Source organism: Sinomonas halotolerans (assembly GCF_039615075.1).
Lineage (GTDB): Bacteria > Actinomycetota > Actinomycetes > Actinomycetales > Micrococcaceae > Sinomonas > Sinomonas halotolerans.
This window is the reverse complement of record NZ_JBDFRB010000005.1, coordinates 191481-204669: the sequence shown is the minus strand read 5'-3', so window position 1 is coordinate 204669 and position 13189 is coordinate 191481. Positions and strand designations below refer to the sequence as shown.

Sequence of the window (13189 nt, the reverse complement as noted above, 5' to 3'; positions counted from 1 at the left end):
CATACCCCTAGGGGGTATGAAGCACAAGGGCCGGAAGGCCCCGGGCACGGGGGCGGCGACGGGGCGCGGGAGGCGGGGGCAGCAGACGGAGGCGGGAGGCGGGGGCGGCGAGGCGCGCCTCAGACGGAGGCGCACGTCAGGGGCATCGGGGCCCGAGCCGGCCCGGACGGAAACAGCGCGCGTCAGGCGCAGCCTGGGCGGACGGAAACAGCGCGCGTCAGGCGCAGCGCTGCTGGGTGAGGCCGAACGGGACGCTCTCGTCCAGGGCCACGGTGTAGCGCCCCGCACCCTCGCGGGTGACGAGGATGCCGCAGCAGGGGCTCGTGGCCGCGCGCTTCTGGAGTGTGCCGACGGCGGCGCCGAGGGCGGAGTCGACCTCGGCCGCGGAGTCGACGACGACGGAGAGGGCTGCGTGATCGTGGCGGACGTGGGACATGACGCTCCTGTGGACCTGTGGCTGAACTGCCTGACGATTCTAGGCGCAGCGTGATTGTCCAACAACTTGACCCATCAACCACAGGACCGCCCATTCAGACCATGCGACAGCTGTCGGACTTTGAGTGTGATCCTAAAGACAGTCTGTATGGCCAGAACCACACTTTCAGGCCGGTACTCTGGAGGGGCGCCTGTAAGAGGCATCACATTTCCCGATAACTCTGCAAAGGTCTTTGCACTATGACTACGCCCACACCTCCGGGGTCCCCGGCCAGCTCAGCGTCGAGCCACGTCGAGGAGCCCCACCTCTCCCGAGGCCTGTCCAACCGGCACATCCAGCTGCTCGCCATCGGCGGCGCGATCGGAACGGGCCTCTTCATGGGCTCCGGCAAGACCATCTCCGTGGCCGGGCCTTCCGTGATCTTCGTCTACATGGTGATCGGCTTCATGCTCTTCTTCGTCATGCGGGCCATGGGCGAGCTGCTGCTCAGCAACCTCAACTACAAGTCGTTCTCCGACTTCGCCGGGGATCTCCTCGGACCGTGGGCGAGCTTCTTCACCGGCTGGACCTACTGGTTCTGCTGGGTGGTCACGGGCGTGGCGGACGTCGTCGCGATCGCCGGCTACGCCAACGAGCTGTGGCCCGGCATCCCCCTGTGGATCCCCGGGCTCGTGACCATCGTCATCCTCCTGGCCCTCAACCTGCCCACCGTCAAGGCATTCGGCGAGGTCGAGTTCTGGTTCGCGCTCATCAAGATCGTGGCGATCGTGGCGCTCATCGTCACGGGCCTCTACATGATCTCCACGGGCTTCACGTCCTCCGCGGGCACGGCCTCCTTCAGCAACCTGTGGCAGCACGGCGGCTTCTTCCCCAAGGAGTTCATGGGCTTCGTCGCCGGCTTCCAGATCGCAGTCTTCGCGTTCGTGGGCATCGAGCTCGTCGGCACCGCCGCGGCCGAGACCAAGAACCCCGAGCGCAACCTGCCCAAGGCCATCAACGCGATCCCGGTCCGCGTGGGCCTGTTCTACGTGGGCGCCCTCATCATCCTCATGTCGGTCACGCCCTGGACCGAGTTCATGGCCGGGCACTCGCCGTTCATCGGCATGTTCTCGCTCGCTGGCCTCGGCGCTGCGGCCACGATCGTCAACCTCGTGGTCCTGACCTCGGCCATGTCCAGTGCCAACTCGGGCATCTACTCGACCTCGCGCATGGTGTTCGGCCTCGCCATGGAGGGCGACGCCCCAGCCATGTTCGGCAAGCTGTCCTCGCGCAAGGTCCCGCAGAACGCGCTGTTCCTCTCATGCGTGCTCCTGCTCTCGGGCATCGTCCTGCTGTACTCGGGCAAGAGCATCGGCGCGGCCTTCGACATGGTCACCACAGTCTCCGCGGTGTGCTTCATGTTCGTCTGGTCGATCATCCTCCTGAGCTACCTGGCCTACCGCAGGCGTCGCCCCGAGCTGCACGCGGCCTCGAAGTACAGGATGCCCGGCGGTCCGGCCATGGTGTGGGTGGTCTTCGGGTTCTTCGCGTTCCTCGTGTGGGCCCTCACGACGCAGCCGGACACGCTCATCGCCCTGCTCGCGACGCCGGCCTGGTTCATTGTGCTCGCGGTCGCGTGGCAGTTCGTCAAGAAGTCCCCCGTGCACCAGGCGCGCATCGCGAACCACCGCGAGACCCTCGCCGAGGAGGCCCGTTTGGGCGAGGATGCCACCGTCTGACCCCTCTCGGGTACACCACAAGCGACCATCCCACCCTTCCGGGTACGCACCCACGACGGCGGGGTCCCGGCTCATGCGAGCCGGGACCCCGCCGTCGGGCTTCCCGTGCCGGCGCGCCGCTACGCTGGTGCCCATGAGCCGCTTCGCGCCCCGGACCACGCCTGCCCTCGCACCGGACGACGCCGCCCGGCTCGCCCAGGCGCTCGGCGCCCATGACCTCACCCTGTTCGTGGACGGCACCGCGCACCGGCTCGGGCGCGCGGCCGCCGAGGCGGTCCAGGACCTGCTCGCCCGGCTCGCACGCGGCGAGTCCGTCAGCGTGAGCAGCGCCGAGGAGATCCTCACCGTGGCGCAGGCCGCCGAGCTCGCCGGCGTGAGCCACACCTACGTGCGCAAGCTCACCGACGCGGGCACGTGGCCGGTCGAGTACCGCGGCTCGCACCGGCGGATCCGCCGCGAGGACGTCCTCGCCTGGGTGGCTGCGCAGAAGCGCCGCCGGCCAGAGGAGGAGTAGGCAGCGGCTCCGCGCCCGCGCCGAGCCGCGCGTCAGAGCCGCGGCCGCCCCGCCCAGCGCCGGGCCTTGAGCGCAAGGTGCAGCTCCTGCCGCACGCGGCCGGAGAGCGGCTCGGCGCGGATGATCTTCCGGACTCTCGCGAGCCGGTGGTACACGGTGGAGCGGTGGACGTGGAGCCGGTCCGCCACCGCCTGCACGGCCCCGTCCGCGTCGTAGAGCATCTCGAGGACGGGCAGGAGCTCGCCGTTGCGGTCCTCGGCCTCGAGGAGGGCGAAGTTCACGCTCGTGGGCTCCACGGCGAGGGAACCCATGAGCTGGTACGCGCCCACGGTGCGGACGTCCACGAGCTCGCCCAGCTCGGGGTCCACGGCGGCCGCCTGCGCGGCGAGGCATGCCTGCGCGTACGCGTCCGGCAGCTCGCGCAGCGAGGAAAACGGCTCGCTGATGCCCACGAGCACGCGGCCCGCGGCGCGCCCGGTGCGCTTGGCCAGCTCGCGCTCGTAGTGGGTGAGGACGGCGGCGTGGCCAGCGCGCCCGCTCGTGTCCTCGAAGAGCGCCACGGCGTGGGTCGCCGTGCCGGCGGTGAACAGGGCCCTGTCGATCCCCGCTGTGGCCTGGATGGCGGCGGTGCTGGTGGCGAGGACCGCCGCGTGAGGGTCCTCGGGGGCAACGGCGTCGGGCTCGAGGAGCACCGCGATGTGCCACGGCGCGTGGCCGTGCACCTCCCGCCAGCCGCCCACGGCGGCCTGCGCGGTGCGGTCCCCCGCGGCGGCGGCGAGGAACTCGGACTCGCGGCCGCGGCGGTGCGCGGAGTCCGCGGTGGTGGACTCGAGCAGGAGCCCCGCGAGGAGGTCGAGCTCGAGGCGCACGCTCGGGAGCGCGGCGAGGATCGCGCCGCTGCTCTCCTCCTCCGCCCCCTGCTGGACCCAGAGGTAGCCGACCCGGAACCCGCGCACGAGCAGCGGCACGCACACCCTCCCGTACATGCCGAGGCCGGGGTTGGCCGGGACGGCGACTGGGCGCACCGCGGTCGCGATGCCGTGCGAGAGCTGCCACTCCTGCACGTCCGGCGGGAGGCGCTTGGCGAGGAGGAACTTCACGCGGGCGGGATCCGCCTCGGGCTGGTTGGCCGAGTAGGCGATCAGCACGCCGTCGAGGTCCTCGACGCTCAGGCCGTGGCCCAGCTTGGCCGCCGCCGCTTCCACCAGGTCCTCCACGCCGTGCCGCATGCCCCCCAGCATACGGGGCTGCGCGAGCACATGCGCCGACACTTGACGGGCGGAGCCGCGACATATGTCGTAAGCCCGACACCGGGATCCCCGGAATTCCGCGGGTCTGGCTTGGCGCGGGGGCCAGAGGGCCGTGTTGCATGCCTCACAGCGGACCTACGCTTGAAGCACCAGTCAGCGTGAGCCCAGCGCGGCCGAGCCCCGGCCGCCGCCCCGAGTCGACGGAGTCGAAAGTGATCATCGGAGTCCCCAAGGAGATCAAGAACAACGAGTACCGCGTGGCCATCACGGCCGCCGGGGTGCACGAGTTCGCGGCCCACGGCCACACCGTGCTGATCGAGCGCGGCGCGGGCGTCGGCTCGGGCATCACCGACGAGGAGTACGCCATCGCGGGCGCCGAGCTCGTCACGGACGCCGCGGACGTGTGGGCCCGGGCGGACATGGTCATGAAGGTCAAGGAGCCCATCGCCTCCGAGTACGGCCACTTCCGCAAGGGCCTCATCCTCTTCACCTACCTCCACCTCGCCGCCGAGCCGGAGCTCACCCGCGCCCTGATCGACTCCGGCGTCACCGCGATCGCCTACGAGACGGTCCAGGAGGGCCGCAGCCTCCCGCTGCTCGCCCCGATGTCCGAGGTGGCCGGCCGCCTCTCCGTCCAGGTGGGCGCGCAGGCGCTCACGGCCCCGGCCGGCGGCAAGGGCGTCCTGCTCGGCGGCGTCCCGGGCGTCCGCCCGGCCAAGGTCGTGGTGCTGGGCGCTGGCGTCGCGGGCACGAACGCCGCAGTCGTGGCGATGGGCCTCGGCGCGGACGTGACCATCCTCGACATCAACATCGCCCGGCTCACGGAGCTGGACGCGCTCTACGGCGGCCGCCTCAAGACGGTCGCGTCCAACAAGTACGAGATCGAGAAGTCGGTGGTCGAGGCGGACCTCGTGATCGGCTCGGTCCTGATCCCCGGCGCGAAGGCGCCCAAGCTCGTGACCAATGAGCTGGTGGCCCGGATGAAGCCCGGCAGCGTGCTCGTGGACATCGCGGTGGACCAGGGCGGCTGCTTCGAGGACTCCCACCCCACCACGCACCAGGACCCGACCTTCCGCGTCCACGACACGATCTTCTACTGCGTGGCCAACATGCCCGGCGCCGTGCCGAACACGTCCACCTACGCGCTGACCAACGTCACGCTGCGCTACGGCGTGCTCCTCGCGGACCTGGGTGTCAAGGCCGCGTTCGAGAAGGCCCCAGCCCTCGCCGCCGGCCTCAACATCGCGGCCGGCCAGGTTGCCCACCGCTCCGTCTCGGAGGCGCACGGGCTTCCGCTCGCGCAGGACTGGCACGGGCTCGTCAGCGCCTGACCCCCGCGGTCCACTGCCTGTGGCCTTCGTCACCCCGTGACGAAGGCCACAGCCGCGTCCGGGAATCACCAGACGGCCTAGAATGGTTGACGCATCACAGAAGCCCGGGGGACGCCCGGGCCCCTGACCAGAGGAGACCCCGTGGCCGAGACCACCATCCTGACCCTCGTCGGCAGCCTCCGCGCCGAGTCCGTCAACAGCAAGTTCGCCGAGCTGGCCGCCGAGGCCGCGCCCGAGGGCACCGCCGTGACGACGTTCTCCGGCCTCGAGGAGATCCCGTTCTACAACGAGGACCTCGACGTCGAGGGCAAGGTCCCGGCCAAGGCCGCCGAGCTCCGCGCCGCCGTCGCCGCCGCGGACGGCATCCTCTTCATCACCCCGGAGTACAACGGCACCACGCCGGCCGTGATCAACAACGCGATCGACTGGATCTCCCGCCCGTTCGGCCAGGGCGCGGCCACCGGCACGAAGGCCGCCGTGATCGGAACCTCCGCCGGCCAGTACGGCGGCGTGTGGGCCCACGACGACGCCCGCAAGTCCCTCAAGGTCGCCGGCGCCGCAGTGCTCGAGGACGCCAAGCTCGCGATCGGCGGCTCGTACCAGCGCTTCGCCGAGGTGGAGCCGAAGGACGACGCCGAGGTTGTGGACGGCATCAAGAACGTCCTCTCCGCGCTTGCCGCCCCCGTGCTCGTGGACGCCTCCGCGAACTAGCAGCACGCCCGCTAGGGACCCCACAACCCTCCGGCAGGGACCCCACAACCCCTCCCATGGGTTGTGGGGTCCCTGCCGTCCTGTTGCGGGGTCCCTGCCGTCCTGTTGCGGGGTCCCTGCCGTCCTGTTGCGGGGGTCTTTGGACCGTGGGCTGGGCGGGGACCCGCCCCTACGCTGTGGCCATGACGCACGACGGCGGGACTCACCTGGGCTTCTTCGGCGCCACGGACTCGGTGACCGGCTCGCGCTTCCTCCTCGAGCACGGCGGCCGCCGGATCCTCGTGGACTGCGGCCTGTTCCAGGGGTACAAGAAGCTGCGCGAGCGCAACCGCGCGCCGCTGCCGGTACCGCCGGCGTCCATCGACGCCGTCGTGCTCACCCACGCCCACCTCGACCACAGCGGGTACGTGCCGGCGCTGGTCAAGCAGGGGTTCCACGGACCGGTGCACGCGACCGCGGGCACGGCGGAGCTGTGCAGCCTGCTCCTGCCGGACAGCGGCCACCTCCAGGAGGAGGAGGCGGAGACGGCGCGGGTGCGCGGCTCGTCCCGCCACGCGAGCCCCCAGGCGCTCTATACGGCCAAGGACGCGGTGGACTCGCTCGAGAGGTTCCGGCCCGCGCCGTTCCGGGTGCCTTTCCCGCTCGGGGGCGGGATCGAGGCCCAGTTCATCCCAGCCGGCCACATCCTCGGCGCCGCCCAGGTGCACATCACGGTGGACGCCGGCACGCCCGGGACGCGGTCCCTGCACTTCACCGGGGACCTGGGCCGCCAGGACGATCCGCTCATGAACCCGCCCGATCCGCTCATGCCCTCGGACGTCCTCGTCACCGAGTCCACGTACGGCGACCGCGCGCACCCCAAGGAGGATCCGGGCGAGGCGCTCGGGGAGGTGGTGCGGCGTGTGGCCAGGCGCAACGGCGTGGTGGTGATCGCCTCCTTCGCGGTGGGCCGGGCCGAGACCCTGCTCCTGCACCTCGCGCGGCTGCGCCGCCGCAACCAGATCCCGGACATCCCCATCTACCTCAACAGCCCCATGGCTGTGGACGCCACGGGCATCTACCGGTCCCACCAGGGCGAGCACCGGATCGGCGAGCGCGAATTCCACGAGATGTACGCGCTGCCCACCCTGGTCCGGGACCCGGACGAGTCCCGCCTCCTGAACCTGCGCGGCGGGCCCATGGTGATCATCTCCGCCTCGGGCATGCTCACGGGGGGCCGCGTGCTGCACCACATCGAGGCCTATGGCAGCGACCGCCGCAACGCGATTGTGCTCAGCGGCTACCAGGCCGGGGGAACGCGCGGGGCCTCGCTCCTCGACGGCGCCACAAGCCTGCGCATCTACGGCGCGGACGTGCCCATCCGGGCCGAGGTGGTGAGCCTGGACAATCTCTCCGCCCACGCCGACGGGGACGAGATCCTGCGGTGGATGGGGGCGTGCCCCGAGCGTCCGGCAATGGTCTACGTGGTCCACGGCGAGAGCGGGGCCTCGGACACCCTGCGGCGGCGGATCCAGAACGAGCTCGGCTGGCGTGCCCGTGTCCCCGAGCACCTCGAGCGCGTGGACGTGCGCAGGCCCCGGTAGGCCCTCGCGGCCCCCGCATCACGGCCCCCGCATGGCGGGCGCCGTGACCGGGCAGGACGGACCGCCGGGGGATCCTCTGTGGCCGTTGCGTGACCGGCGCGGCGCACGCGGCGGCGGCCCGTGTCCGCGCCGTGTCCCAAGCGCAGCACAAGCGTGAGCCCCGGCCCGGTTCCGGCGGAGCCTCCCCTGCCCTACGGTGGACGCACCGGGGGTCCTGCCGAGCAAAGGGGCTGAGATGGCCGTCCGCATCAGAGCGCGGGGCTTCCGCATGGGCGCCGCCGCGGTGCTGGCCCTCGCGCTCGTCTCCTGCGTCGGCCCCCGCGCCAGCGCCCCGGACGGCGCTACGGGCACGGGTGCCTCCCCCACCGCATCGGGCCGCACCCCCTCAGCGCCGGCCTCCGACGCCCCGCACAGCGCTCCGATCACGGGCACGTCCGCAGAGACACCGGGCGCCCCGGGGAGCGCCGGCCCCGGGTCCAAGGCCACGGCAGGCGGCCAGGGCCCGGGGGCGGGAAGCGCGCCGCCGGGGGCCTCGCCGTCGTCCGCCGCGCCTGCCACACCCGGCGCGGCGGCGGGCCCCGCTGAACTGCCCGAGCGCGTCTCCCCGCTCACCGTCTTCTACATCGCGCTGGACGACGCCGGCAGCTCCGGCCCCGAGGTGGGCTGCGGTGACAGCGTGGTCGCCGTGAAGACGCCGCCCGAGAGGTTCCGGGACCAGGTCCAGCCCACGTTCGAGAGGCTGCTGGCCGACCACCGCGCCACGGTGGGGCAGTCCGGGCTCTACAACGCCCTGTACCAGTCCGAGCTCGTCTACGCGAGCGGGTCCTTCGACGGGACCACCATCACGGTGTGGCTCGAGGGCGCGTTCTCGGTGGGGGGCGTGTGCGACATCCCCCGGATCCGGGCACAGCTCGAGTACACCGCCATCGCGGCGTCCGGCGCGGCGCGGGCCGAGGTGCTCGTCAACGGCAGGCCGCTCGAGGAGGAGCTGAGCCTGCGGTAGCCGGGCCACGGCGCGGACTGGCCCGGCGCGGCCCAGACTGACCACGGCGCGTTCCGGGCCATGGCCGGTCGGCGGGCCCGGGTCTAGGCTGGGTGACGGGAACGCACGAGCGAGAGAGGCGGACTGCAATGACTGGCTTCGAACCCGACGGCGACGACCGCGCGCACAGCGAAGCGCCGGCCGAGGGCGACCCGGACATGGACATCACCGAGATCCGGGCCCATTCCGAGGACCCCGCCGAGGGCCCCGACGAGGACTGAGCGGCGAGGACCGGGGCCTCCCGAGCCCCCCGCAGGCACGAGAGCGGGTTTCTTGACGATTCCTTAACGCCCCGCGTCCCGGAACACCTCCGCGGGGCGGGTAGCGTCGTGCCCAGCAGACTGCCCGCTGCCCCCCAGCAGGCCCGCCGGAAGGATTCGCAGGTGTTCAAGGCCCACCCGCTGAGGCTCGTCCCCCTCGGGTTCCTCGCCGTCATCACGGTGGGCACGCTCCTGCTGATGCTGCCGATCGCGCGCACGGACGACTCCGCCCCGCTGCTCATGCCGGCGCTGTTCACGGCCGTCTCCGCGACGTGCGTGACCGGGCTCTCCACGGTGGACGTCCCGAGCTTCTGGACCCCGTTCGGGCATGCGGTGATCCTCGCGCTCATCCAGGTGGGCGGCTTCGGGATCATGACCCTCGCGAGCCTCCTCGTCCTCCTCGTCCGCAAGAACCTCGGCCTGCGCGGCAGCCTCGTGGCCCAGTCCGAGACCCACTCCCTCAATCTGGGCGACGTCCGCGGGGTCCTGATCCGGGTCGCGATGATCATGGGCATCACCGAGGCGATCGTCGCGGTCATCCTCACGGCACGCTTCTGGTTCTCCTACGCCTACAACCCCTTCGACGCCCTCTGGCACGGGGTGTTCCACGCGGTCTCGGCCTTCAACAACGCCGGGTTCGCCCTCTACAGCTCGAGCCTCATGGAGTTCGGCCAGGACCCGTGGATCGTGGTCCCCGTGTGCATCGCCGTGCTCCTGGGGGCGATCGGCTTCCCCGTGCTCATGGAGCTGCGCCGCACGGGCCTGCACCCCCGGCTCTGGACCGTCCACACGCGCCTCACGCTCTACGGGACGCTGTTTTTCCTGGCGGCGGGCGGGCTCATCATCAGCGCCTTCGAGTGGGGCCGGGACGCGACCATGGGCCCCCTCTCCGTGGCGGACAAGCTCCTCATGGCCTTCGCCGCCACGGTCTTCCCGCGCACGGCCGGCTTCAACACGCTCGACTACAGCGCCGCCTCCCCGGACACCCTGCTGGTCACGGACATCCTCATGTTCATCGGCGGCGGAAGCGCCGGAACCGCCGGCGGCATCAAGATCACCACGTTCCTGGTCCTCGCCTTCGCGATCTGGAACGAGGTCCGCGGCCACGACCACGTGACGATCGGGCACCGCACCATCAGCTCCTCGGTGCAGCGCCAGGCGCTCTCGGTGGCCCTGCTCGGCGTCGCGATGGTGGTGCTCGCAACGCTCGCCCTCCTGAGGCTCACCGAGCACAGCCTGGACAAGGTCCTGTTCGAGGCCGTCTCGGCGTTCGCCACGGTAGGCCTGAGCACCGGCATCACGCCGAGCCTCGCGGACCCGGCCCAGCTCGTGGTCATCCTGCTCATGTTCCTGGGCCGCGTCGGCACCATCACGGTCGCGTCGGCGCTCGCGCTCACCGCCCGACCGCGACTCTACGCCCTCCCCGAGGAGCGCCCGGTCATCGGCTGAGCCGGCCATCGGCTGACGCGGGCGCCGGCCGGCGCGCCGGGGCCTCCCGGCCGCACGACGCCGAAGGTCACCGTGCCTGCGCGCGTGCCCTTCGGCGTCGTGCGCCGGCCCGCTCGAGGGACGCCATGGCGCGGGTCGCCACGGCCCAGTAGCCGAGCCCGGCCGCGAGCGAGACCACGACCGCCGCACCGGCCACCGCGCTCCCCTGCCCCGCGGGCAGGCCGAGGGACATGCCCACGTCCACCACCACCGGGTAGACGAGCCAGTGCGAGAGGTAGATGTACAGGGACGCGCTCGCGAGCAGGGCCACCACGCGGTGCAGGCCCCGCGGCACGGGAAGCGTGGAGAGCCAGGCGAGCAGGAGCACGCCCACGAGGATCGTGGCGTTGCGGTAGTCGTTGTCGAAGAACTCCGGCACGGTCAGCACGGCCGCGAGGGACACCGCGAGCCGCTGGACGTGCGTGCGGGTCGCGGCGATGGCCCAGCCGAGCGCGAAGAGCCACAGCACCGGCCCCTGGTGCGCGACCAGCGGGACCACCTCGTACCGCTCGAGCAGCGAGACCCCGAACAGCGCCGCCGGGAATGCCCACGGCCAGCGCCGCTGGGCACGGTCCGCCCACGGGAGGGCCAGGAGCGCCATGACCCCCACGAGGATGTACAGGAGCAGCTCCACGAACCAGAACCGGGAGGTCGCGTTCCAGCCCTCGGGGCCCAGGACAGCATTGAGGAACAGGAGGTTGTGCCAGCTGTACTCGCCCGTGAGCGCGAACGCGAGGGCGATGAGCGCGAAGCTCGGCACCACGATCCGCATGAGCGCCCGCGCCTGGCCGCGCAGCCGCGCCATGCGCTCGCCGGCGAGCTGGAACCGCGCGAAGTTGAACCCCGCGAGCGCGAACAGCACGTGCGCCGTCCCGGGCCAGACGAACAGCTCGATGTGGGTCGCGATGATGAACACGATCGCGACCGCGCGCAGCACGATCCCGGTCTCCATGGGCGCCGCGGCCCGCCTCCACCACGTCCGCGCACGACGCCGCAGCGCACCGCGTGCGGGCAGCGCGCCGTCCGCGGGGCCCGCCTCGCCGGGGGCGGACCGGCCCTCTGGGGCCCGCCCGGCAGCTGCTCCCGCGGAGGCCACGCTCGAAGCGGCTGCGAGCTCGGCCACGGGCATGACGTGCCACCCGGCAGGGAGGGCTCCCAGCGCCGCCTCGAGGTGGAGGGACGCCGCGACATAGGAGAGGGAGTCGCCGCCGAGGGAGACGAACGTGTCCTCGGGGCGGACCACGTCGATCTCGAGCGCGCCGGCGAAGATCCGGGCGACGTCCTCGGTGGTGGCCCCGCCGTGGGACTCCGGGTCCTCCGGTCCGCCGTCATGGCCGGAAGCCGCAGCACGCGGCCCCGTGGCCGCGGCGCCCGCACGGGGCTCGGCCGCGACCGCGAGGACGCCCTGGTAGTCGGTCTTGCCGTTGGGCAGGCGCGGGATCTCGCCGACCGCGACAAGCGCCACCGCCGAGCGCGGGAGGCCGAGGCGCACGGCGAGGTCCTTCGCGGCTAGGCCCCAGTCGGCGTCGTGCGCCATGCTCCCTGCCTCCACCGCCACCACGAGCCGGCCCGCGCCGGTGCCCGCGCCGTCGGTGCCGGCCGCGGCGGCGACGAGGCCGTCCTCGGCGAGGAGCCGCTCCACCTGGCCGAGGTCCACGCGCAGGCCCACGATCTTCACGAACCGCGAGCGCCGGCCCACGATCTCGTAGAGGCCGGGGCCGGTGCGCCGCGCGAGGTCGCCGGTGCGCAGCTCGTGCACGGTCCGGGGGAGGGCGAGGTCCGCGGGGGTCTCGGCGTAGCCGAGCATGACGTTCGGGCCGGAGTACACGAGCTCGCGGACGGGCTCGCCGTCCGGCCCCTCGAGTCCCTCCACGGCCTCGAGCCGGAACGACCCGCCGGGGATGGGCACGCCGATCGCGGTGGGGTGCTCGGCGGCGAGGTCCGGCGGGAGGTAGGCCATGCGGGCCGTGGCCTCCGTGGCCCCGTACATGACGAAGAGGTCCCAGCCGCGCGTCCGGCCAAGCTCGGCGTACCCGCGCACGCGCTCGGGGTCGAGGCGGCCGCCGGCCTGGGTGATGTAGCGCAGGTGCGGGAGGTCCATGTCCGCGAAGCCCACGCGCTCGAGGAGGTCGAACGTGTAGGGCACGGCGGCGAAGGACGTGGCCCGCTGTGCGCGCATGAGCTCCCAGAAGCACGGGTCCACCACGGAGAGGTCGGTCAGCACGAGGGCCGCCCCCACGGTGAGGTGCGAGTTCACCACGGACAGGCCGTAGCAGTAGGAGAGCGGGAGGGTCGTGGCGGCACGGTCCTCCGGGCGCAGGCAGAGGTACTCCGCGATCGCGGCGGCGTTCGCCTCGACGCTGTGGGCCGAGAGCCGCACGAGCTTGGGCGAGCCCGTTGAGCCGGACGTGCTCACGAGCAGCGCGACGTCCGGGTGGAGATCGTGGCGGGTGCCGGGGCGGCGCTCCTCGAGCACGGGGGCTGCAATGGTGCTGTGCGGGCCAGGGCCCGGCACGGTGCGGACGACGACGTCCGGGTCCCACGCGGCGATGATCGCCTCGGCGGCGTCCGGCTTGCCCGCCGGGAGGATGAGCAGGGGGTGGCCGGCAGCGAGCGCGGCGAGGTAGGCGACCAGCGAGGGCACGTCGTTGGCGGCCTCGAGCGCGACGAGGCGGCGGGTGGTGCCGAGGGCGCGCACGACGGCGTCAACGCGGCTCGCGAGGTCCGCGTACGTGATCGTGTGGCCGGCAGTGATGATGGCGGGACTCTGGCCGTGCCGGGCGAGCCCAGTGGCGAAGGAGACGCCCGCGAGATCGGGCTGTGCAGTCACAGCTGGCAAGTCTAGGAGGTAAGGGT

At 72.3% G+C, this 13189-nt stretch carries 11 protein-coding genes; 8 read left to right on the top strand and 3 right to left on the bottom strand.

Going from position 1 to position 13189, the window contains the following annotated elements:
- Positions 1 to 217 precede the first annotated feature (217 nt).
- Positions 218 to 436: a hypothetical protein gene (locus ABCQ75_RS08110; protein ID WP_345884568.1), complete on the bottom strand. Its 219-nt coding sequence runs from the start codon at positions 434 to 436 to the stop codon at positions 218 to 220.
- Positions 437 to 675: 239 nt separating this feature from the next.
- Between ABCQ75_RS08110 and ABCQ75_RS08105 the strand changes: the two genes are divergently transcribed.
- Positions 676 to 2154, top strand: coding sequence for an amino acid permease (locus ABCQ75_RS08105; protein ID WP_345884566.1), 1479 nt, complete (start codon positions 676 to 678; stop codon positions 2152 to 2154).
- Between the two features lie 133 nt (positions 2155 to 2287).
- On the top strand, positions 2288 to 2668 hold the full coding sequence (locus tag ABCQ75_RS08100; RefSeq protein WP_345884565.1) for an excisionase family DNA-binding protein: 381 nt from the start codon (positions 2288 to 2290) through the stop codon (positions 2666 to 2668).
- A 32-nt stretch (positions 2669 to 2700) separates the two neighbouring features.
- On the opposite strand, the gene ABCQ75_RS08095 is transcribed toward ABCQ75_RS08100, so the two are convergent.
- Positions 2701 to 3897 carry a PucR family transcriptional regulator gene (locus tag ABCQ75_RS08095; protein ID WP_345884564.1) on the bottom strand — a complete coding sequence of 399 codons (1197 nt, stop codon included), beginning with the start codon at positions 3895 to 3897 and terminating at the stop codon, positions 2701 to 2703.
- A 233-nt stretch (positions 3898 to 4130) separates the two neighbouring features.
- Here ABCQ75_RS08095 and ald point away from each other — a divergent pair, with 233 nt between their 5' ends.
- The 6 genes from ald (at position 4131) to ABCQ75_RS08065 (ending at position 10294) form a co-directional block, all read left to right on the top strand.
- Positions 4131 to 5249 (top strand): alanine dehydrogenase, encoded by a 1119-nt coding sequence (gene ald, locus ABCQ75_RS08090; protein WP_345884562.1) that lies wholly within the window; start codon positions 4131 to 4133, stop codon positions 5247 to 5249.
- Between the two features lie 141 nt (positions 5250 to 5390).
- Positions 5391 to 5960 carry an NAD(P)H-dependent oxidoreductase gene (locus ABCQ75_RS08085; RefSeq protein WP_345884560.1) on the top strand — a complete coding sequence of 190 codons (570 nt, stop codon included), beginning with the start codon at positions 5391 to 5393 and terminating at the stop codon, positions 5958 to 5960.
- A 182-nt stretch (positions 5961 to 6142) separates the two neighbouring features.
- Complete coding sequence (locus ABCQ75_RS08080; RefSeq protein WP_345884558.1) at positions 6143 to 7543, top strand: MBL fold metallo-hydrolase RNA specificity domain-containing protein; 1401 nt, start codon at positions 6143 to 6145, stop codon at positions 7541 to 7543.
- A 235-nt stretch (positions 7544 to 7778) separates the two neighbouring features.
- Positions 7779 to 8546 carry a hypothetical protein gene (locus ABCQ75_RS08075; RefSeq protein ID WP_345884556.1) on the top strand — a complete coding sequence of 256 codons (768 nt, stop codon included), beginning with the start codon at positions 7779 to 7781 and terminating at the stop codon, positions 8544 to 8546.
- Positions 8547 to 8674: 128 nt separating this feature from the next.
- Complete coding sequence (locus ABCQ75_RS08070) at positions 8675 to 8806, top strand: hypothetical protein (protein WP_345884554.1); 132 nt, start codon at positions 8675 to 8677, stop codon at positions 8804 to 8806.
- A gap of 162 nt (positions 8807 to 8968) precedes the next feature.
- Complete coding sequence (locus ABCQ75_RS08065) at positions 8969 to 10294, top strand: TrkH family potassium uptake protein (RefSeq protein WP_345884552.1); 1326 nt, start codon at positions 8969 to 8971, stop codon at positions 10292 to 10294.
- Positions 10295 to 10361: 67 nt separating this feature from the next.
- Here the strand turns inward: ABCQ75_RS08065 and ABCQ75_RS08060 are convergent, their stop codons facing one another.
- The gene (locus tag ABCQ75_RS08060; RefSeq protein ID WP_345884550.1) at positions 10362 to 13163 is read right to left on the bottom strand and encodes an AMP-binding protein; all 2802 of its coding nucleotides are present in this window, start codon (positions 13161 to 13163) and stop codon (positions 10362 to 10364) included.
- Between the last annotated feature and the right edge of the window lie 26 nt (positions 13164 to 13189).